Here is a 23489-nt window from a genome sequence, read left to right on the forward strand (position 1 = left end):
TTATGGAAAACTCTAGGTTGGAAAACAATGCACAAGGAAAGATTGGGATAAACCTTTCTGCTCACCCAGAAAAAGCTAAGATTGTAAAACAAATTCTTATTTTAGAGAGCTGAGAATGGCTTGAATTCTCCATTTCAGTAAAGTGATTCACAAACCTGTTCTGCGTGTCCGATCAGTCCAATAAGGTTAGCGGCAAATGCGATAAGGAAGTCAGCTGACACAATAAGGATGCCGACGGGTAGCCTTATTGTATTTCTAAACAGAATAAGGAAATTTCCTTCTTAGCGACACACGTTGAAGACGAAAAAGAAGAGAAATCAGAGCTTTTCCTTCTTTTTCAGAAAAAAATTAAGAAAAACAGCCAAAAGAATACGTCCAAATATGAATGTGCAAAAGAAAGATACGAACTTTTTAGGGACATTCAACTCCAGAACGAAAATACCTATTGTCAAAAAAGAAGGCGGTAAACAGGAATGTAAGAAGACAGAACTGTTAGCCTCATAGTCTCGTCACCAGCTCCGGAAAAGAGAAGGATTACTTACGGCTGCTGACAGATAAAACTGAGATGCAGTGCTACACATTCCACACGGTTGAGAAGCTAAAAAAGAGAGAAAAAGCTCGGCACATTCTTTCAATTTCTGTGCAGTTTATTTGGTTCGTTCGTCATAATCCCGTACTTTTGCATATCCTTTGCACATAGAAAACAAAGTGTGTTAAACAAAAATCAATATGTCTATAGCCAAAACGCGCCAGACTCTTTTGGAAGTTGCTCGAGAACTTTTTGCTCGTAAAGGCCTTGAAGCAACCACTATGAACGATATTGCTCAAGCTTCACAGCGTGGGCGGCGAACATTGTACACATACTTCCGCAACAAGGAAGAAATCTACTACGCCGTCATTGAGAACGAATTGGAACGCTTGTCTGAGAAAATGGACAAAGTGGCTGCAATGGACATAGAGCCAGAGGAGAAAGTATTGACGCTCATCTACACACACTTGCAAGTGATAAAGGAAACAGTAGCTCGCAATGGCAATCTGCGCGCGGAGTTCTTCCGAAATATATGGAAAGTGGAGCAAGTGCGCAAAGCCTTCGACCGAGAAGAACAGGACATTATCAGCCGCGTGCTGAGAGAAGGCGTAGAACGCCATAAGTTTAACATCGACAACATCGGCCTTATGACCGATATCATCCACTATGTGATGAAAGGTCTCGAAGTACCCTATATCTACGACCGCCTCGGACATGGACTTACGGAAGAAGAATCCATTCCGATGGTGATGCGCGTTATCCGCGGCGCACTGGGATATTGTGCTGATGAAACTAAATAAGAAAGTATTTACAACTAAAACATAAATAAAAATTATGGGACTTTTAACTGGTAAGACAGCCTTAGTCACGGGTGCAGCCCGCGGTATTGGCAAAGCCATTGCTCTGCGCTTCGCTGCAGAAGGAGCTAACATCGCATTCACAGACCTCGTTATCAACGAAGACGCTGAAGAAACCATCCGCGAGGTGGAAGCTAAAGGCGTGAAGTGTAAGGCTTACGCTAGCAACGCTGCCAACTTTGAAGAAACCCAGACCGTAGTAGAAACTGTTAAGGCAGATTTCGGCAGCATTGACGTGCTGGTGAACAATGCAGGTATCACCAAGGACGGTTTGCTCATCCGCATGACAGAAGCTCAATGGGACGCTGTATTGGCAGTGAACCTAAAGAGTGCTTTCAACTTCTGCCACGCCGTTGTGCCCATCATGCTGCGTCAGCGTCAGGGCTCAATCATCAATATGGCTTCTGTAGTGGGCGTTCATGGTAATGCAGGTCAGGCTAACTATGCAGCTTCCAAGGCAGGCCTTATTGCTTTGGCAAAATCCATCGGCCAAGAGTACGGCCCCAAGGGCATCCGCGCCAACGCTATTGCTCCAGGCTTCATTGAAACAGCTATGACAGCAGCTCTTCCTGATGATGTTCGCAAGGATTGGATGACCAAAATTCCACTTCGCCGCGGCGGTCAGACCGAAGATATTGCCAATGTGGCAACATTCTTGGCGAGCGAAATGTCAAGCTATGTCAGCGGCCAGGTTATTCAGGTCGATGGCGGCATGAATATGTAATTTCACACCAATAGGATAAGACGAATCCAACGGACCTTTTGAGGTTTTTCCGCTGGATTCGTCTTTTTAGTTTCTGAAAGCATGAATATCCTGTACGAGGACAACCATATCATCATAGTCAACAAAGCTGCAGGCGAAATTGTGCAGGGCGACAAAACAGGCGACCGCACTCTCTGCGATGAGGTAAAAGCCTATATCAAGGAGAAATATGCCAAACCTGGCGCTGTCTTCTTGGGCATTCCTCACCGCTTGGACCGCCCCGTGAGTGGTATTTGCGTGTTTGCTCGCACGAGTAAGGCTCTGACACGTCTGAACGATATGTTTCGAAAGAGTGAAGTCAAAAAAACATATCATGCCATAGTGGGCAACTGCCCCAAACTGCCCGAAGCAGAACTCGTGCACTACCTCACGCGCAACGAAAAGCAGAACAAAGCCTACGCCCATGAGAAGGAAGTGGCTGGGAGCAAACGCGCAGTATTGGACTATAAGGTGATTGGACAAAGCGATCGTTATACGCTCGTGGAAGTGAATCTCCACACGGGGCGCCATCATCAGATTCGCTGCCAACTGGCAGCTATCGGTTGCCCCATCAAAGGCGATCTCAAATATGGAGCACCGCGCTCTAATCCCGACGGCTCAATTTGTCTGCACGCAGCACACATTGAGTTTGAACACCCTGTGAGTCATAAGCTCATCAGTGTTAGCGCGCCCTACCCTGCTCTGCCCATTTGGCACGTCATGTAAACGTGTCGATGGCTTTGAGAAGTGAACACATCAGCGGCATTTAGTGCTGAATAAAAAAGAGGTAAGAAAAGAAAAAACTAAAAGCCAGTGCTATTCTTTACACTGGCTTTTAGTTTTTATTACGCTTTTCGGAAAGCAGCACAACACCAATTGCGCTGTTGCCCTGCATGATCGAAGATCAGTCCCAAGCGTTCGGCCTCAGCCTTTATGCGTGGAAGATCGTCATAATAGAACCCACTCACAAAGAGCAGACCGCCAACATTCAGACGAGAAACGTACTTCTCCATATCGGCCAAAATGATATTCAGATGAATGTTGGCCAAAATTACATCAAAGGGGCCTACTTGTGGCAGAAGAGAAGCATCGCCCAGAAGCACGTTGATATTTGAAATGTGGTTGAGTTCGAAATTCTCCTTTGAGTTGAGCACGCACCACTCATCGTTGTCGATAGCTGTAAGGGTTGTCGCACCGCGCATACTTGCCAAGATGGCGAGCAAGCTCGTACCGCATCCCATGTCGAGCACGGTGCGCCCTTCCATAGGATTGTTGAGAATCTCGCGTATCATTTGCGAAGTGGTCTCGTGATGGCCCGAACCGAACGACATTCGAGGATTGATTTTAACGTTGTATTCAACCGTTGGCACGTCCTTATGGAAAGGAGCAGAAATCACACAACGATTGTCGATATTGAGTGGCTCGAAGAAATTGGCTTCCCATTCGGCGTTCCAATCCTTATCCTCGGCCTCGTGCCCTTCATAAGAGATTTCAGCTGGCAGCGGGAAGTCGGCCAAAACTTCTTTGAGGCGTTCTTCGCTAAACTCGTCTTTCTTGACGTAAGCTTTTAGTGGTTCTTTGCCTTCTTCGTCCTTCACAAAAGAGTCGAAGCCTGCATCGGCCAATACAGCCCCCAAAATATCCTGCATATCGCCGGAATTGGGAGAGATGTTAAAGGTGTATTCCAAATACTTCATAATGGAGATTCTTTTCCTTCTTTTTCTGACATGGAAAAAGAAGGTATTTTTATGCGTGATAAAGAGGTGAAACGAAAGGTCTTGTGCGTTGATTCATAAGACAAAGAAAAGGTTGCGACTAAGGCAACTGTTTACGGATGCGCCACTCGGGCGGATAGAGGTTATTGGCACGCACACCGAGATTGTTCACAAAGCCGAGAGGACGTTCCTGGTAGGTCACAATGACATACCCGCGCGGAGCATCCACTGTGATAGCATCTCGGCGCAAGTAGGCAAGCGCTTCATCGAGCGAGAGCTCTACGCGCGGAAAGGCTTCGGGAGCGAGGGCTTGCGAGAGTGCCAATTCCTGCTGTGGTACCCATTTCTGTCCCTTTGCTTCAGCCAGCAAAACGCCTGCCCAAACTGTTTTTAGTTGATTGCGGAGACGCTGCACATCCTCATAGAGCGACTTACGAACAGCCGCCACGTGTGAATCGTCGGGCGCATAGAATTTATAGTCAGCTTCGTTCTGCAACCAACCGCTCAGCTTGCTCACATTTCTCAACGGCTGTTCGCGCACACCTTTCTTATGCTTTCGGTTGCCACCAGCCTCCGACTCGCTCGTTTTGCGGAGCAAAGCCAAAAAGAAGCCCTCGCCGCGACTCTTTCCGGGGAGAAAATGATAAACAGGAAGCCCCTGCCCCGTGGTATCTCCCATCACGTTCCATTCTTCAGGCACATCCAGACGAATCAGTTCTGCGCCCAATTCATCACATATATAAGACACGTTGTCTTCATCCTCAGAGCGATTGAAAGTACAGGTGCTATAAACGAGATAACCGCCTTGTCGGAGCGCAGGCCAAACATCGGCAATGATACTACGTTGCAATTCGGCACATTTCCTAACATTCTCCACCGACCATTCGTTGCGCGCTCCCATATCCTTACGGAACATACCTTCGCCAGAGCAGGGCACGTCCGCCGCAATAACATCGAAGAAACCCGTCAGCGGGGCGAAATCGGCAGGATAAGCATTGCTAACCACCACGTCCGGTTGTCCCCATTTTGCTAAGTTCTCCGCCAACACCATTGCTCGCTGCCGCAGCGGTTCGTTGGCAACGAGCAATGCGCCATCGGGCAGAAGCGAACGCCAGAGCGTACTCTTCCCTCCAGGCGAAGCACAGAGGTCGAGCAAACGTTGCGGACACTCGCCCATTGCTTTGAAAGCCTGCTCCACAAACATGGATGCAGCTTCTTGCACATAGTAGCAACCTGCGTGGAGCAAAGGATCGAGCGTGAATTGTGGGCGCTCGCTGAGGTATCGGCCTGTTCGGCACCATGCCACGGGCTCTCCGTCGGTGTCGTACCCCTTTGCTTCATTGCAGCGAACACTCGTTGGGCAAGGCGTTTCAAGCCCCTCAAAGAGTTGGAGGGTTTCGTCAGTTCCCAGCAGGTTTGTCATTTCTGAGACAAAATCCGCAGGCAATGCTATCTTTTCTGTGGTTGTCATATCAAAGGTTTTGCTGCTACTTAATTCTTTCTTCGCCAGCAAAGTTAGTCTTTTTTTGGTACTTTTGCAGCCGAAAAAAATCAAACAATGAGACAATATCTCAACTTGCTCCAAGAGATTCTCGACAACGGCGTTGAGAAGACAGACCGCACTGGTACGGGGACAAAGAGTATCTTCGGCCATCAGATGCGTTTCAATTTAGAGAAAGGTTTTCCGCTCCTCACCACAAAGAAACTGCATCTGAAATCCATCATCTACGAACTGCTTTGGTTCTTGCAGGGCAGTACGAACGTGAAGTATTTGCAGGACAACGGCGTGCGCATTTGGAACGAATGGGCTGATGAGAACGGTGAGCTGGGCCCCGTCTACGGCCACCAGTGGCGTTCTTGGCCCGACTACCACGGCGGCACTATTGACCAAATCAAACAAGCGGTTGAACTGATTCGCAACAACCCTGATTCGCGCCGCATCGTTGTTTCGGCGTGGAATGTGGCCGAAGTGGCGGACATGGCCTTACCTCCCTGCCACATGCTCTTTCAGTTCTACGTAGCTAATGGTCGCCTGTCGCTCCAGCTCTATCAGCGTTCAGCCGATACGTTCTTGGGAGTGCCGTTCAACATTGCTTCCTATGCACTCCTCTTGCAGATGATGTCGCAAGTGTGCGGACTCCGCGCTGGCGACTTCGTTCACACTACGGGCGACACGCATCTCTATCTCAACCATCTGGAACAAGCGCGCTTGCAACTCACGCGAACTCCGCGCCCTCTCCCAACTATGAAACTGAATCCCGACGTTAAGGATATTTTTGATTTCCACTTTGAAGATTTCGAACTGGAAAACTACGATCCTTGGCCACATATCAAGGCGGATGTATCAGTCTAAAATCAGTTTTTCTCCTCCTTTCTCCCTCGCTTTTTAGTTTCTCACTGATTCCTTATATATATATGCTCACCATTATCTGTGCCGTTGCCCAGAATCGGGGTATCGGCTATCATAACAACCTGCTGTTTCATCTCAGTGCCGACTTGAAACGCTTCAAGTCTCTTACCACGGGGCATACCATCATTATGGGGCGGCGCACTTTCGACTCACTTCCGAAAGGCGCTTTACCCAATCGTCGCAACATTGTTTTGAGTCGCAATGCTTCACTCCAACTTCCTGGAGCGGAAGTGTTCCCCTCGCTCCAAGCAGCTCTGAGCGCTTGCCAAACTAATGAGGACGTTTACATCATTGGCGGCGCATCCGTTTATGCCGAAGCCTTTCCTTTTGCTCAGCGTCTTTGCCTGACAGAAGTGCAGGCCGTTCCTGCCGAAGCGGATGTATTCTTTCCCGAATTCGATGCTACGCAATGGCAAGAAACCAGTAGAGAACATCACGATGCCGATGAACGCAACGCCGTACCGTTCGATTTTGTCGACTATGTCAGAAAAGGCAAATAAACAGTCAAAAAATAGTTCTCCGCCGCCTTTTCACTAAGAACATTCATAACAAGACTAACAATATGAAACATTTTCTTCTTTTCCTTTTCGCGCTGACTGCTACCACGCTTTCGGCCAAACCGCGCGAAATTCGTTTCAAGATTCTTGAAACCACCGATGTTCATGGTAATTATTTCCCCTACGATTATCTCAACCAGAAGCCAGGCGAAGGCTCGCTCATACGTGCCTACTCCTTCGTAAAGGCACAGCGACAACTCATGAAGCCGCAGCACGTGTTGCTCCTCGATGCTGGCGATATTCTGCAAGGACAACCTTCTGCCTATTATTACAACTTCATGGACACTGTGAGCCAACACGCTTGCGCTTCAGTGCTCAACTATATGCAGTATGATGCAGCCACTGTGGGCAATCACGACATTGAGGCCGGACACGCCGTTTACGATCGCTGGACGAAAGAATGCCGCATGCCGATGCTGGGAGCAAACATCATCCGCACCAGCACGGGCCAACCCTACTGGCGTCCCTACACCATCATCAAGAAAGACGGTGTGCGCTTTGCCGTCTTAGGTTTGCTCACCACTGGCATACCCAATTGGCTTCCCGAAAACCTTTGGTCGGGGATGCGCTTTGACGACATGGTGGAAGTAGCTCGTAAATATATGCCCGAAATGCGCCGCCAAGCCGATGTCGTTATCGGACTCTTCCACAGTGGTGTGGGTCGCGAAAACGCCACAGGCACAAAGAACGAGAACGCCTCTCTGCAAGTGGCACAACAAGTTCCGGGCTTCGATCTCATCCTTTGTGGTCACGACCACCGCAAGGCCAATCGCAAAATTGCCAATGTCAATGGCGATAGTGTCCTTGTTCTTAACACGGGTGCTAATGCCCATTTCGTAGCAGTAGCTGACCTCGTTGTGGAAAAGAATGGGAAGAAAGTAAGCGTCAAGAGCGCCACTGGCCATTTGGAAGACATCGACCAATGGGAAGTGAATCCCGAAATGCTCGCCCATTTCCAACCGCAGATAGATGCCGTAAAGAAATTCACGCAAGAGGTCATTGGTCACAACGCCACCGAACTCACCACTCGCCCCGCCTTCTTCGGCCCGTCAGCATTTGTGGATTTCATCCATCAGCTACAGCTTAAAATCACGGGAGCTCAGATCTCGTTTGTTGCACCGCTTAGTTTCGATGCCCGCATTCCTGTTGGTACAATCCGCGTCAGCGACATGTTCAATCTCTACAAGTTTGAGAATATGCTCTACGTTATGCAGCTCACGGGGCAAGAGATTAAAGACTTCCTTGAATATAGTTATGCTGGTTGGACGCAGCAGATGAGCTCTCCCTCCGACCATCTACTGCTCTTCAACGACCGCACCATCAATTCTCCCGAAAACTGGCAGCGCCTGCGCACACCGAGCTATAATTTCGACAGTGCTGCAGGAATCCTCTACGAAGTGGATGTTACCAAGCCTCGCGGACAGAAAATCACCATCAAGAGTTTAGCAACTGGCGAACCCTTCGATCTGAAGCAAACCTATCGCGTAGCTGTCAACAGCTATCGTGGCAACGGTGGCGGAGGCCTTATGACAGAGGGAGCAGGCATACCGCGCGAACAGCTCGTTAAACGCGTTGTTTGGAGCACGGACAAAGATTTGCGCTACTATCTCATGCAAGAAATTCGTCAACAAAAGGACATCGCTCCCAAGGCTCTCAACCAGTGGAAATTCGTTCCAGAAAACTGGACAACTCCTGCTGCGCAACGCGATAGCATCACGCTCTTCCAGTAGTCCTGGAGAGGCCCTTTCCTTAAAAAACTTCTGCAAAAATTTGGTACTTCAATCGTATTCGCGTACTTTTGCACCCGGATTTCAGCAGAAGTCCTTGCTCAACCGCACAAGGAAAGGTGCTCGAGTGGTTGAAGAGGCACGCCTGGAAAGCGTGTAAACCCCTAAAGGGTTTCGTAGGTTCGAATCCTATCCTTTCCGCACATTATCAACACTTCAAGCGACTTAATGTTTTTACGCATTGAGTCGCTTTTTTGTATTATTTTGATGTAAAAACAGACAAAAAGTGCAAATCATAAGCAAACAAAAAGAAAATAAAATCATTCATACACTTCCTATTATTTATTCACCCATCATATTTTCCAACACTTTCTTCTTTCATTATTATCAAATCACTTATTTTTGTAACATTAAATCCAAATACACCTAATTCATCAACTAACGAACTCTACAACTAACACATATCATTAACAAAATAACTTTTATTATGCGAAAACTTTTATTACTACTTATTATTACTCTTGCAAGTCTCAACGTAACAGCACAAACCACTCACGCAGCATATTGCGAAGTTGTTGTTCATAATGCCGCACTATTCTCGCAGAAAGTATCAGCCTTTGTAGATGCAGGCACAGAAAAGCGCGGCTACATCATCAACGAGGACGGAAGTAAAAAAATCTTCAACTCACCAGTTGACATACTTAATTTCTTCGGAAAACTTGGATGGTCTGTAAGTCAGAATTATTTTACACCCGATTCTAAGGAGAAAGACAACATTTTGCATTTTCTCTTGACAAAGCAAGTAGAGCACGATGAGGAAGTATTTGTCGGCCTCAAGATAAAAAAATAACACAAGAAAGATTATTCGCACATTAAGTCGCTTCTTTATTGTTGTTACGCAGCTTACATATTTCACCTTCTCCACTCCACCCCATCAAGAGTTTTTCAAAAAAGATTCTGACGCTTCAGATTATGAAGCATATCACTAATACTTGATTGATCATAAGCAACTGAAGTTTCAGTTTGCATTTCTGCTAACCCCGAAATAACCCCCAAAAGTTTTCTGTCTCACTTTTGGGGGTTATTTCAAAATCTGCGCTATCATAAATATCCTTATTGCATTTTCAGATACAATAAGGATGTCAGCTCACGCCCTTATTGTGTCAGCTCACGCGCTTATTGCGTTTGAGGATAGACTAAGGTTCTCCGCCGCCGTGCTTATTATACCCACTCCCCTTGGCAATGTAGCATATTCACCCACTGTCCCCGGTGGGGACACACCATGCTTAACCGCGGGTGATGCCCAAAGGGCGAACCCGTGGGGAAGTGATGCACAAACCTCCGACGCAGGAAGCGTCGCACAGCACCCACCTCCCTTCTCCTTGTCTTTATTTTCTGTTGTCACGTCGTCACACTTTGAATATAACTAATTGAAAACGTATCTGTTATGAGTGTGATAACGCGTGACAACAAAATCGAGTATTTTCTTAGAAGGAGAGAGGAAGAATACTCCCTCAACGCTGTCAGTGCGACACCGCCGGTGTCGGAAGGTAGTGCTGTTGTCTGTCCACGGGTTCACCCTCACTTCGTTCGGGCATCACCCGCGGTTAAGCATAGTGCGCCTCCGCCGGAGGCGGCTTTGGGTGGATGCGGATGCGGAGGAGGCGATGCGCGGGGACTGAGTTGAACGGAGTCTTCCCTCGTGCTCATCCACTGTCCCCGGCGGGGACACACCATGCGTAACCGCGGGTGATGCCCGAAGGGTGAACCCGTGGATGGGCAACGACACAAACCTCCGACGCAGGAAGCGTCGCACAGCACCCACCTCTCCATCCCAAGAGTTCATTTTTTTTGTTGTCACATCGTCACGTTGTCACACTTTGAGCATAACAACTTGATAACGTATATATTACGTGTGTAACAACGCGTGATAACGGTGTGACAACAAAGAGAAATTGTTGTCACACATATAAATCCCTATCTATCAGCATCTTCTCTTTCTCCGTGACAACGTGACAACAAAAAATGAGTTTTTTCTATAGGAGGAGAGAGGGAGAATACTCCCTCGACGCTTTCAGTGCGACACCGCCGGTGTCGGAAGGTAGTGCCGTTGTCTGTCCACTTCTCCACGGGTTCGCCCTCACTATCGTTCGGGTATCACCCGCGGTTAAGCATGGTGCGCCTCCGCCGGAGGCGTCAGTTACTCTGTACTGCTATGACTATGGCTGTGGAGGCTGAGCAGTGGTGGAGTATTGACAGAGCTGTAGGTGGAGTTGGTCACAGACTGTACATAGACTTTTTTCGATGTGTCTGAGGCGATGGTATGATTATAGACTGTCACGATATGCAGGGGCAGAGGACTTCCTCGCGCATCCTCACTATCCCCGCCGGAGGTGTGAGTTACTCTATTTTGCTGCAGGCTTAGTGTTGACGAAGCTATGTGTGGAGTTGCCTACCGATAGTGCATAGACTTTTTACGATGTGTGTGAGGAAGCGTAAGATAGACTTCCCTCGTGCTCACCCACTGTCCCCGGCGGGGACACACCATGCTTAACCGCGGGTGATACCCGAAGGGTGAACCCGTGGATGGGCAACGACACAAACCTCCGACGCAGGAAGCGTCGCACAGCACCCACTGCGACTCGTGTGAAGTTTCTCCCTCAACGCTTTCAGTGCGACGCTCGCCTGTACACTGCCTTAATGAAGGGAAATATGTATTTTTTTGTATTATTTAAAAGTTTCTTTATATTTGCAGATGTATAACTTTTAACACAAAAATGCTTGCCTCTTTGCTTTCTAAAGAGCCAGAAGGCGGACACAGTGTAATCTAAACAATACAAACATTATTCATTTCAACCTGCCCAACTTCCCGATACGGCACTCCTAAAAAACAGAACGACAAGGAGACAAAAAGGGGAAGCGAAAAATTTATGAACAAAAAATTACTCAAGAATTTCTGTGCTGTGTTCCTTGCAGGATTCATGGCCTTGTTGCTCCTTCCGCAGTCCGCTCAAGCACAGGAGAAGGAAGCCTATGTTGTGAAAAGCAGCGATAATAAAACGCTAACGTTTTACTATGATGATCAGAAATCATCCCGCACGGGCACTGTGTGGGGAATTGAGGAGACGAGTATGGACAACTACGGAGAGACACACCCTGCTTGGTCTGGAATGAGGTTTACGCCAGAGTCCAAAGTTACTACCGCTGTCTTCGATGCTTCGTTCAAGAACTATCGCCCCCAAAGCACAGAGATTTGGTTTCTTAATTTAAAAAAACTGGAGAAAATAGAAGGATTGACAAATCTCAATACATCTGAAGTAACTATGATGAGGGAAATGTTTAGGGACTGCAAGAATTTAACTTCCCTCGATCTCTCCAACTTCAATACAGAGAACGTGCAAAACATGAGTGGAATGTTTTATGGATGCAAGAAATTAACTTCCCTCGATCTCTCCAACTTCAAGACGGAGAACGTACAAAACATGAGTTCAATGTTTTGGGACTGCCAGAATTTAACTTCCCTCAATCTCTCCAACTTCAATGCGGAGAACGTGAAAGACATGAGGTTTATGTTTTCTGGCTGCCAGAATTTAACTTCCCTCAATCTCTCCAACTTCAAGACGGAGAACGTGAAAGACATGGGTTCAATGTTTATGGGCTGCTCAAGGTTAACTTCCCTCGATCTCTCCAACTTCAATGCGGAGAACGTGCAAAGCATGAGTGGAATGTTTTATGGCTGCCAGAATTTAACTTCCCTCGATCTCTCCAACTTCAATGCGGAGAACGTGCAAAGCATGGGTTCAATGTTTGAGGGCTGCCAGAATTTAACTTCCCTCAATCTCTCCAACTTCAATGCGGAGAACGTGCAATACATGGGTTCAATTTTTAAGGGCTGCTCAAGGTTAACTTCCCTCAATCTCTCCAACTTCAAGACAGAGGACGTGCAATACATGGGTTCAATGTTTGAGGGCTGCTCAAGTTTAACTTCCCTCGATCTCTCCAGCTTCAAGACAGAGGACGTGAAATACATGAATTTAATGTTTTCTGGCTGCCATAATTTAACTTCCCTCGATCTCTCTAACTTCAAGACGGAGAACGTGGAAGACATGAAAGGAATGTTTTATGAATGCAATTCTCTACAAACCATCTATTGCAATAATACTTGGACTCGTTCAGTATATTGGGATATATTCTCTGGTTGTACGAAGCTCCAAGGAGCAGTGCCTTACGATGCAAGTAAGACAGATGGCTCCATGGCGAATCCTGAAACAGGATATTTCACAAAGAAAGAAAGTACGGGAGTTGCTACGGCTACCACTGAAGCCAATACAAGCATCCAAGCGATTTACTCTACTGACGGACGCAGACTTAACGAGCTACAGCGCGGACTGAACATCGTCCGTATGAGCAATGGAACTACGCAGAAGATTCTCCGCAAGTAGTGTTCTCCCTCAAATAGAAATTTCCCCACCAACTGCTCGCTGCGAGTAAGTTTGTGGGGATTTTCTTTGGTATAAAAACAATCATCTGCAAAACACGGAAAGGAGGAAGAGAGAAAAAAGCGAGAAAAAGGAAGAGTTTGTAAGGGAAAGATATGTGGCTACGACAAGAAATCCGTATTTTTGCCAAATATGCCGAAATCAAACAAGTTAAGAAAAATAGGAAAGGTGGCACTATGGGTGGTTTGCACACCAATAGTCCTCTTCCTCATACTGGCCCTACTGGTTTATCTTCCACCAGTTCAGAACTTTATAGTCCAGCGTGTTTGTACGCATTTCAGCGAAACAACAGGCGTTCAGTTTTCCGTCGATAATGTTCGACTGGCTTTTCCGTTGGATCTCAACGTGAATGGTGTGAAAGCTGTGCAGAAAGGCGACACGCTGCTCAACGCACGCACCGTCCGACTCAATTTGGAAATGCTCCCTCTCTTTCATGGGCAAGCCAATGTGAGTGGGATTGAATTAGACGTGTCGCGAATAGATACAAAAAACTATATCTCAAACACACGCATCAAAGGAGTTGTGGGGCATCTCACAGCAGAAACGAAAGGCGTGAATTGGCAAAAACAGGACGTTCATGTTCAGTTGGCACAACTGCGCAATTCAGACATAACAGTGGCTCTCGCCGATAGTGCGCTCGACGATACTACGACCACCAAGAGCCATTGGCGCATACGTGTGGACGAAGCCTGTCTCGAAAATGTCAAAGCGCGTGTGGCATTGGCTGGAGCTTTGCCCACCACGCCTCCCCAAAAGGCGCATCACACTATTTGGGTGGCAGCTCAATTGAAAAAGGCGGTGCTCACCGATGGCGACTTCGACACGGGTAAGGCGTATTATGCCTTCCGCAGCTTGAATATCAAGAAGGGGAATGTGGCTTATACGCCCAATGGGGCTGACGGCACTTGGATGCAAAAAAATCCCATCCCTGCAATTCCTGCCGACCGTCAACGAAACTACAAAGACAGTGTGCGCATTGCCTACACTTATAGCGATAACGTGGCAGAATTGGAACGATGGAGTCCTTTTCCTGCAGAGACAACAGCGCGCGGAAAACAATGGAAGTTCCGCACTGCCTCCAGCAATTCAACTACACTGCAAAAGCCCACAAAGCCATTCGATCCAACAAACATCGTAGTGACGGGACTAAACGCACAAATCGACACGCTCAGCTACAACCGCGCAGGCGTTTTGCGCTTGGGTGTGCGCCACGTTGCCTTACAGGAGCAATGCGGTTTTGCAGTGAAAGAGCTCAGCGGAGCGGTGTATCTTGACAGCACACACATAGTGCTTCCTGCCCTCAACCTAAAAACGCCCTATTCTTCGCTGCGTGCCACGATAAATCTACCCTTCTCAGCTTTTGACAAAGGCAGTCGTACTTCAGTTAGTTTGAACCTCGTTGCAACGTTAGGGGCACCTGATGTGAAAAACTTGGCGCGCGGTTATCTTCCTGCTCGTTATCTCCGCCTCTATCCCAACCGAACGCTTTCGCTCAATGGGCGTTTCTCGGGGAATTTGGCTCATCTTGTCTTCCAAAACACATCTATCAACCTACCAGGAATACTGACTTTCAAGGGTAATGGACGACTGGACGACATCACGGGAAGTACTCCTTCGGCTAGAATGAATTTTTCGCTCCGCACGAGAGCAACTCTCCCCTCACTCTTCAAAACTGTTTTGCCCGATGTGGCCAAAACAGTTAGTATACCTGCTGCGGTGGGGATGAAAGGTAACCTATCCTTCCGCGGTTCCGACTACCAACTCGATGCGAACCTTGCAACAGGGCGCGGAAATGCTAAAGTGAAAGCACGAATTAATCTGCAAACAGAGGCCTTTGATGTTCGCGTTGATGCTCGCCAACTCGCATTGCAGCAGTTCCTACCTAATATGGGGTTGTCGGCTTTTAGTGGGACACTCTCTGCACGTAGCAGAAGTTTCAACGTACTCTCCCCCCGCGCCGGCCTCACGATGGATGCTCGTGTTCGTAGTTTTAACTACGCCAATTATGATCTAAGCGGACTATCTATTACGGTTCGCCAACAAGGTAGTACATCGAATGCTCAGTTCTGTATTAACAACGCGCTACTTACTGGAAAAGGAACGCTCCAAGCTACATTAGGTAGAGACATCTCTGGCCGATTGTCGAGCAACTTTGAGAAAATAGACTTCCGCAGGCTGGGCTTAACGGCGGACACCCTGCAAGGTGGCGGTCAGATAGACCTAAGCTTCCGCACCAACCGCACATTCACGGCTTACTCTGCATCTGGCCGACTTTCCGACCTCTTGGCGATGACGCCCCATAGAGGTTTCACACCGGGCGATATAGATTTCTCGCTCGGGACGGGCAATGATTCAACCCATGTCTTTGCTACCAGTGGCGACATGGTACTTCGACTCGGAACGCGAGGGAATGTTGATCGCCTTGTGCCACGCCTCACGCGTTTCTTCAAACTATTTGAAAAGCAACTTGCTCACCGTCAGCTTAATCAAGAGGTTCTCAAGAGTGAGCTACCAGTAATGGATTTCCATTTCGAAGCGGCGCGTACCAATTTTGTGAGCGACTACTTACGCATTAAAGGGTATCAGTTCCGCACGGCTTATATTGATCTCCATGCTCATCCTCTCTCAGGACTGTCGGGCCTCATCCGTGCCGACTCCATCACAACGGGTAAACTGCTTTTAGATAGTGTCAACTTAGCTATATCTCAAGATACTTCGGGCGTAGTTATTGATGGTAGTGTCCGAAACTACACGCGACGCAACCCAAATAAATTCAACGCACAGCTACATGGTTATATCCTTTCTCAAGGAGCTGGAATACAAGCTAAGTTCTTTGATGCTGACGGAGATAAAGGTTTCGATGTGGGCTTGCGCGCTGACGTATTGCAAGATGGTATCAACATCGTTCTTTATCCCGAACAACCCGTTCTGGCTTATCGCAATTTTAGCATCAATAAAGACAACTACATTTTCTTTGGAAACAACAAACAGATTCGGGCGGATGTAAACTTAACGGCGGATGACGGTACAGGTCTTAAGATTTACTCTACTGCCACCGATAGTGTCAACGATATCACGCTTTCTGTGAACAATGTCAATTTAGGTGAGCTTTCCAATGTGCTTCCTTTCTTACCGAAGATGCAAGGTATGCTTTCGGGTGATATTCACTTCTTCGACGATCATAAGAATATCAGTGCGATGGGTTCACTCCAAGCTAACAGTTTTGCTTTCGATGGTACACGCCTGGGACAGATTGGAGCTGATGTCACTTACTTGCCCAAATCGAACGGAGAACACTACGCTTCAGCCTTTATCAGTTCGGGCGGTATCGAAGTACTCGAAGCAGAAGGTACATACGCTGACAAGAGCGGAGAATTTAACGTGAAAGGCAATCTACACGATTTCCCAATGCCTATGCTCAATGCCTTCCTTGAAGGAACTGATGTAGCATTACGCGGTAAAGCGGGAGGTGATTTTACGCTACAAGGAACAGCAAAGAACCCGATACTCAATGGCTCGTTAGATGTGGATTCTGGCCACGTTTACTCAGACGTCTACGGCTTTGACTTCCGCATGGAAGAAAAGCCTGTTGCTATCAACAACTCTAAGGTGCATTTTGAAAATTACAACCTATATTCTACAGGGAAGAATCCGCTTGTTCTCAATGGCGACATAGATATGAGCAACACTAGCAAAGTATATTTAGACTTCAATGTAAAAGCAAAAGATTTCGAACTTATCAATGCGCAACGTAAGCGCAATTCGCTAGTGTTTGGAAAAATCTATGCCGACTGCCAAGGTACGCTGAAAGGTACGGTAGATAATCTGTCTATTCGAGGACAACTCGATATTCTCGATAATACAAATATGACATATATTCTGAAGGATTCCCCCATCTCTGTAGACAATAGGCTTGAAGACCTTGTGAAGTTCACAAATTTCACAGATCCCGAAGAAGAAACAGAAAGTGAAGAACAAGCCTCATCCAGCTATGATCTCGCGCTGGGTATCAATGTCAACGAAGGAGCCCACTTCAATTGTCTCCTCTCCGAAGATGGACAGAACTATGCCAATATTGAAGGCGGTGGTAATCTAACATTCCGCATCACACATCAAGGAGATATGCGCCTCACTGGCCGACTAACGGCAAGTTCGGGCGAGATGAAATATGAACTACCTGTTATTCCACTCCGCACATTTAAGCTGGTGGAGGGTAGCACTATCGACTTCACAGGCGACCCTACCAATCCTCGACTCAACGTAACAGCACTGGAGCGCATGAAAGTGCTCGTTACAGAAAACGAGCAACAGCGCAATGTTGCTTTTGATGTTGGCGTTTCTATCACCAACACGCTCGACAAAATGGGGCTCGAATTCACCATTGCTGCTCCCGAAGATTTGAGCGTTCAAAACCAATTGGCCGCCATGTCGAAGGAACAACGCAACAAAGCGGCTGTGGCAATGATGGCAACAGGTATGTACCTAACCGACTCAAGCTCAATGAAGAGTGGCTTTAAGGCAAACAATGCACTAAACGCTTTTCTCCAAAATGAGATTCAGAACATTGCTGGTAATGCACTAAAGAGCGTCGATTTGAGCGTGGGCGTAGAAACCGGAACATCGCTCGCCGGTACACAAACCACTGACTATTCTTTCCAATTTGCTAAACGCTTCTGGGACGATCGTATCCGCGTTATCATCGGAGGGCGTGTCAGTGCGGGAAAGAATGCAGACAATCGTGCAGAGAGCATTATCAATAACGTGAGCGTTGAATACCGCATGAACCAAGGGGCTACTCGCTATCTGCGTGTCTTCTACGATCGCGACCAGCAAGACCCGCTCGAAGGGCAGCTCACAAAAGCTGGTTTGGGATACTCTGTGCGCAAAAAGACGGATAAGTTTGGCGATCTCTTCATCTTCTGGCGTAAGAAAGAGAAAAAATAAGTCGAGATATTGCTCTCGTTCGTTGTAACGAAAAAGTCAAAAGAGCAACCATTCTATAAGAGAAAGTAACAATGAAACAAAAAAAAATATTTTCCCAGCGGGTAGCACGTGCTATAAGTATTCGTTCGTTTTCGAGAATTTCGAGAAATACAACGGGACTTGTACTACTCCTTTTGCTGTTCCTCACTTCGTGCTCCACTACATCTAAATTGCCCAGTGATGAGCAATTGTATATCGGCATCGACAAGATTTCTTACACTAACACTCCCGTAAAGAAAAGCAAGATTCGACTCGACTCGGTGGGCGTTATCACAACCATTGCAGATGTGGCAAATACGGTGAGTGATGTTTTGTCAGGACGAACAGATGGCAACACGATTGACAAACTCAAAGATGCAGCTCTAAACGGGAAAAAAACTAAAGCTGAGCAGAAAGCAGAAAAACAAGCTGAAGCGGCAGAACGTGCTATCAATAAAGAAGCTTTTGAAACAGCGCAAGAGGAAGTGGAAGCCGTACTCTCCTATCCTCCTAACAATGCGCTTTTCGGTTCTTCATATCTGCGCTCTCCTTTCCAGTTGGGGTTGTGGTTCTATAATGGTTTCGTTGATGCTAAGTCTGGTTTGGGAAAATGGATCTATAAATGCTTTGCTCAGCAGCCGGTCTATGTCTCAACGGTTAATCCTGATATGCGCATCAAGGTGGCACAAAACACTCTTCAGAATTATGGGTACTTCCGTAGCAAAGTGAAATACAAAATTATAGAACAGAAAAATCCCAAGAAAGCTAAAATTCATTACACGGTGAATGTTGGACCGTTGTCGCGTTTCGACTCGATCCAATACTATTCGTATGGTGCACGGCAAGACAGTCTGCTTCATTCCACTAAATCGAACCGCCTCTTAACTAAAGGTGCGCCTTTTAGCGTCGTGAAACTGGCAAATGAACAAACGCGTATCGGTTCGCTCCTCAGAGAGAACGGCTACTATTACTGGCAAGACGATTACACCACTTATCAAGCCGACACCTTACTCCGCAAAAATTTCGTACAACTCCGTGTGATGCCCAAATCCAATATCCCTGCTGTTGCTAATCACCCGTGGTACATTGGACAGACATATATAAACATACGACGCAATGAAGAGGAACAACTGAATGCCTCACGCACAGATCAGAATTTCACTTACACGTATGGAGGCAATAAGATGCCACTACGCTCCAGTATGTGGCGGCACGCCGTCATGCACAATAAAGGCGAGTTGTATCATTATGCTGATCAGCGCAACACATTGGAGAAATTAAACAAAATAGGCGTATTCAATTTGCTCGATGTAAGTTACGTGCCGCGCGACACAACCGCTAATTGCGACTCGCTTGATGTCTATATTTCGGCACAAATGGGCAAACGCTACGATTCTGATTTTGAAATGAATACTACTCTCAAGAGCAATCAGCAAGTAGGTCCTGGACTGTCGTATGAGATGAATAAGCGCAACGCTTTTCGTGGTGGAGAAACTGTTTCGTTCAAAATATTTGGTTCGTATGAATGGCAGTTTGGCTCAAGCATCCGTAGCAACAACTCTTTACTAAACAGTTACGAATTAGGCTCACAGCTCTCTTTCACTTTCCCACGCTTCTTTGCGCCCATCATTTCGCACCGTCGTCTCAACTTCCCCGCCGAAACAACATTTGCTCTCAACGGCGACTGGAAGCGTCGCGCTGGTTTCTTCACCTTGGTGAGTGCCGGACTAAGTGCAACATACAACTGGTATAAGAAGTCGAACATGCTCCATGAGCTAACGCCACTCAGCATCGACTTCAACAACACCATCAACACTTCCCACACCTACGACTCTATCATGGCTGCCAACCCCACACTGGCTGTGTCCATGCGCGACCAGTTTATTCCAGCCATGTCCTACACCTTCACATACACTTCTACTGCCCGACACCGCAACACGCTAATGGTTCAGCTCCACGCAAAAGAAGCCGGAAACCTCTTTTCAGGCTTTTATGCCGCAGCAGGTAAGAAGTTTAGCGAGCAGAACAAACGCATCTTCGGAAGTCCGTTCGCACAATTTGTGAAGACAACTGCGGAGGTGCACTATACCCTTCCCATCAACAACCGTTTCACACTGGCCACACGCTTTTTTGGTGGAGCCATCTTCTCCTATGGCAATAGCACCACAGCCCCTTATTCAGAACAGTTCTATGTGGGAGGTGCCAATTCGGTTCGCGGCTTCACCATCCGAACCATTGGCCCCGGTAGCTATCGTAGCAATGATTCTAAATACTCCTATATAGATCAGACCGGCGACATCAAACTGGAAGCTAATGCCGAACTGCGCGCCCATCTTTTTGGCTCGCTCTATGGTGCAACATTCATAGATGCGGGTAATGTTTGGTTGCTGCGCGAAGATGCTAATAGGCCGGGCGGACGCCTCTCTGCCTCCACGCTAAAAAATATTGCAGTAGGCACGGGCGTAGGTCTACGCTACGATTTGGAATTTCTCATCCTACGCTTCGATTTAGGTATCGGACTCCACGCGCCTTACAAAACCAGCCGCAGCGGTTTCTACAATTTGGAGAAATTCAAAGACGGGCTTGTTTTCCATTTCGCCATCGGCTATCCATTCTGAGCCACGTCGAGTTCGGGGCTAACTCACAACTCTCACATCAGATAATCCTTAAACCCACAGTGATATGAAGAAAATATTATTGTTTGCAGTGGCTGTTCTGTGCAGCCTTGTTGCCCGTGCCGATGAAGGTATGTGGCTACTAAAACTCATGGAACAGCAACACCTTGCCGACTCGCTCCGAAAGGCAGGTTTGCAACTACCGCCCTCCCAACTCTATAGTGAGACAGGCCCGAGCTTGAAAGACGTTGTCGGCATCTTCGGCAACGGATGTACGGGTGAAGTGGTATCGCCCGACGGCCTTATCTTCACCAACAACCATTGCGGTTTCTCTTACATCCACGCTATGAGCAGTGTCGAGAAAAACTATCTCAAGGATGGCTTCTTCGCAAAGAGCCGTGCAGAGGAACTCCCCACTCCGGATCTCACCTTCACGTTTGTCTTAGCGATTGAAGATGTAACGGCGCAGGTCGAAGCTGAGGCACGCCGTTTGGGCATCGACAAATATACACGGCAGAGCTACAGCTTCACATCGAAGATGAACAGCGAATTGCGTAAGAAATCGAAATATGCAAAGCTGAAAGGCATCGAATCAACTCTGCTCCCATTCTTCGGCGGAAACCAGTTCTACATCATCTATATGCAGGAATATACTGACGTGCGCCTCGTGGCTGATCCTCCGCTTAATGTAGCACAGTTTGGAGGCAACTCCGACAACTGGGTATGGCCGCGCCAAAATGTGGACTGGTGCGCTTTCCGTATCTATGCCGATAAGAGCGGACAGCCTGCTCCCTACAGCCCCCAGAATGTTCCGCTGAAACGCAAAAACTATCTGCGCATTTCTTCAAAAGGTATTCAAGAGGGCGACTACACCATGGTGATGGGCTTCCCTGGCTCAACATCGCGTTTTCTCACCTCCGAACAAGTGGCACTGCGCGTCAATAGCATCAATCAACCCATAGTTGCCGCGGGCTGGCCCGTTCTCGATCTCTACAAAAAATATATGGAAAAGAACGATAGCATTCGCCTCGTTCTTGAAAGCACCAATATGCGACTGGGCAATATGGTGAAGAACTATGACGGCATGATTAAAGCAGTGCGTAATTTGAAACTTATCGATGAGAAACGCCGTGAAGAAAAGCGCTTCCAAGACTTTGCGCACCAAAGCGGAAAGCCTGAATACCAAACAGTGGTGGCCGACATCAACAAACTCTGCAAGACTTATCAGGATTCTATTTTCGACGATAATCTGCTGTATGCAACACTGGGCAACATCAAATACCCCGCATCCTACAGAATCATGCAACAGCTGCTCGCTGCGTTAAAGGCAAACAACCGTCAGGACATCCAAAACAGCAGCAAAGATTTGCTCGAAAGCTATGACAAAAAGCTGGAAGATTTCACCAAGGATTATGTCATTGAACGCACCCGCTTGCTACTCCCCATCTGGGAGAAAAATTGTCGTTTGCCCATATCGCGCAATTTGCAGGTGGGCAATCCCTACGAACTTATCTCACAATCCATCTTCGCCAGCCGCAAAAAGCTGGAGACATTCCTTGCAAATCCATCAGCAGAGACGCTCACTGCCGACCCAATCTATAAGATGATTAAAGACATTGACGAACTTTCAGAAAAATTGGAGGGAACAAAACATTTCAAAATGGCCGTCCAACCCCTGGAGAAGACCTACGTTCGTGGACTCGAAGAGATGTACAACAACTCCAAAGCTCCTGATGCCAACTTCACACTGCGCATGACTTACGGACACGTAAAGGCCATGAAGCCTCGTGATGGTGTTCTCTACGATTGGCGCACCACGCTGAAGGGGATGTTTGAGAAAGAGGACAGCACCAATATCGACTACATTGTACATCCGCGTATGCGTCAACTCTATGAGGCACGCGACTTCGGACGCTATGCACGCGAGGATGGTCAGCTGCCCACCTGCTTCATCTCCAACAACGACATCACCGGCGGCAATTCTGGTTCACCAGTAATGAATGCGAAGGGTGAGCTCATCGGTTTAGCATTCGATGGGAATATCGAAGCACTGAGTAGCGACCTCAAATTCGATCCCGAACTCCAGCGTTGCATCAACGTCGACATTCGTTACGTTCTCTGGATTCTCGACAAATTCGGCGAAAGCAAATATCTCTTCAACGAAATGGAAATACACTAACTCACATCTCACAGAACGGCAGCTTCCCCTGCCGTTCTGTTTTTTTAGCCACTATCCGCTGCAAACAAGCCCCTCACGAGAAACAAGTAGGTGAACACGCAGAAGAACGTCTCCCATCAAGAAAAAACTCCTTTTTTGTTGTCACGTTGTCACAGCGGAGAGAACATGCTGATAAATAGATGATTAGATGCGTGACAACAACTTTTTGTTGTCACGTTGTTGTCACACATCGTCACGCTCATAACATATACGTTTACAGTCAATTAACCCCAATTCGGGATAAGCAATACTTCTTTTTCCTCAAAAAAGTTTCAATAAAAGCCTAAAAAGAGGATTGTTTTTTTTGTATATTTACTGTTGAAAATCAATCATATAACAAAAGAACAATCCTCATGAAACTTATCAGCAAAGTTACGGAAATCTATTGTATTGCAGATGATTTTTGCAAAGAATATCATTTAGAATTAAACAAAACCTCTCTTTCTCCCTCATCCTCCTCTACCGATAGTCCAAAATATCGCAAGAGAAAAGGGCGAATGAGTGATGCCGAAATGATCACAATTCTTATTTTGTTCCACAGCAATACATTTCGGAATTTCAAACATTTCTATCTCTTTTATGTTTGCCGAGAACTAAAAAAATAGTTTCCCGACCTGCTCTCTTATACACGCTTTGTTGAGCGTATACCTCGTGTTGC

The 23489-nt window shown here is 47.1% G+C and carries 13 protein-coding genes, 1 tRNA gene and 1 pseudogene; 13 read left to right on the forward strand and 2 right to left on the reverse strand.

Annotated features, from left to right (window positions below; translation table 11 throughout):
- Positions 1-729 precede the first annotated feature (729 nt).
- From ACO4R2_RS09940 to ACO4R2_RS09950, 3 genes are all read left to right on the forward strand, one after another.
- Positions 730-1329 carry a TetR/AcrR family transcriptional regulator gene (locus tag ACO4R2_RS09940; protein ID WP_484770053.1) on the forward strand — a complete coding sequence of 200 codons (600 nt, stop codon included), beginning with the start codon at positions 730-732 and terminating at the stop codon, positions 1327-1329.
- 34 nt (positions 1330-1363) lie between these two features.
- A complete protein-coding gene (gene fabG, locus ACO4R2_RS09945; protein WP_484770054.1) occupies positions 1364-2110 on the forward strand; it encodes a 3-oxoacyl-[acyl-carrier-protein] reductase in 747 nt (248 codons plus the stop codon).
- 81 nt (positions 2111-2191) lie between these two features.
- The gene (locus tag ACO4R2_RS09950; protein ID WP_347719376.1) at positions 2192-2854 is read left to right on the forward strand and encodes an RluA family pseudouridine synthase; all 663 of its coding nucleotides are present in this window, start codon (positions 2192-2194) and stop codon (positions 2852-2854) included.
- A 119-nt stretch (positions 2855-2973) separates the two neighbouring features.
- Here the strand turns inward: ACO4R2_RS09950 and prmA are convergent, their stop codons facing one another.
- Both prmA and ACO4R2_RS09960 read right to left on the reverse strand, forming a co-directional pair.
- Complete coding sequence (prmA, locus tag ACO4R2_RS09955) at positions 2974-3825, reverse strand: 50S ribosomal protein L11 methyltransferase (protein ID WP_484770055.1); 852 nt, start codon at positions 3823-3825, stop codon at positions 2974-2976.
- Positions 3826-3943: 118 nt separating this feature from the next.
- Positions 3944-5314 carry a methyltransferase RsmF C-terminal domain-like protein gene (locus ACO4R2_RS09960; protein WP_484770056.1) on the reverse strand — a complete coding sequence of 457 codons (1371 nt, stop codon included), beginning with the start codon at positions 5312-5314 and terminating at the stop codon, positions 3944-3946.
- 87 nt (positions 5315-5401) lie between these two features.
- On the opposite strand from ACO4R2_RS09960, the gene ACO4R2_RS09965 reads away from it, so the two are divergent.
- The 10 genes and pseudogenes from ACO4R2_RS09965 to ACO4R2_RS10010 form a co-directional block, all read left to right on the forward strand.
- The gene (locus tag ACO4R2_RS09965) at positions 5402-6196 is read left to right on the forward strand and encodes a thymidylate synthase (RefSeq protein ID WP_484770057.1); all 795 of its coding nucleotides are present in this window, start codon (positions 5402-5404) and stop codon (positions 6194-6196) included.
- A 62-nt stretch (positions 6197-6258) separates the two neighbouring features.
- The gene (locus tag ACO4R2_RS09970; protein WP_484770058.1) at positions 6259-6753 is read left to right on the forward strand and encodes a dihydrofolate reductase; all 495 of its coding nucleotides are present in this window, start codon (positions 6259-6261) and stop codon (positions 6751-6753) included.
- Positions 6754-6815: 62 nt separating this feature from the next.
- The gene (locus tag ACO4R2_RS09975; RefSeq protein WP_484770059.1) at positions 6816-8540 is read left to right on the forward strand and encodes a bifunctional metallophosphatase/5'-nucleotidase; all 1725 of its coding nucleotides are present in this window, start codon (positions 6816-6818) and stop codon (positions 8538-8540) included.
- 110 nt (positions 8541-8650) lie between these two features.
- Positions 8651-8738: transfer RNA gene (locus tag ACO4R2_RS09980), tRNA-Ser, on the forward strand.
- A gap of 286 nt (positions 8739-9024) precedes the next feature.
- On the forward strand, positions 9025-9387 hold the full coding sequence (locus ACO4R2_RS09985; RefSeq protein WP_009347364.1) for a hypothetical protein: 363 nt from the start codon (positions 9025-9027) through the stop codon (positions 9385-9387).
- 2080 nt (positions 9388-11467) lie between these two features.
- On the forward strand, positions 11468-12979 hold the full coding sequence (locus ACO4R2_RS09990) for a BspA family leucine-rich repeat surface protein (RefSeq protein WP_484770060.1): 1512 nt from the start codon (positions 11468-11470) through the stop codon (positions 12977-12979).
- Positions 12980-13168: 189 nt separating this feature from the next.
- Positions 13169-17980, forward strand: a complete 4812-nt coding sequence (locus ACO4R2_RS09995; RefSeq protein ID WP_484770061.1) for a translocation/assembly module TamB domain-containing protein — start codon at positions 13169-13171, stop codon at positions 17978-17980.
- A 71-nt stretch (positions 17981-18051) separates the two neighbouring features.
- The gene (tamL, locus tag ACO4R2_RS10000; RefSeq protein WP_484770062.1) at positions 18052-20616 is read left to right on the forward strand and encodes a translocation and assembly module lipoprotein TamL; all 2565 of its coding nucleotides are present in this window, start codon (positions 18052-18054) and stop codon (positions 20614-20616) included.
- A 64-nt stretch (positions 20617-20680) separates the two neighbouring features.
- On the forward strand, positions 20681-22792 hold the full coding sequence (locus tag ACO4R2_RS10005; protein ID WP_484770063.1) for a S46 family peptidase: 2112 nt from the start codon (positions 20681-20683) through the stop codon (positions 22790-22792).
- A gap of 392 nt (positions 22793-23184) precedes the next feature.
- Positions 23185-23433: pseudogene (locus tag ACO4R2_RS10010) on the forward strand (IS982 family transposase); the annotation flags it as partial.
- Between the last annotated feature and the right edge of the window lie 56 nt (positions 23434-23489).

Source organism: Alloprevotella sp. (assembly GCF_057240785.1).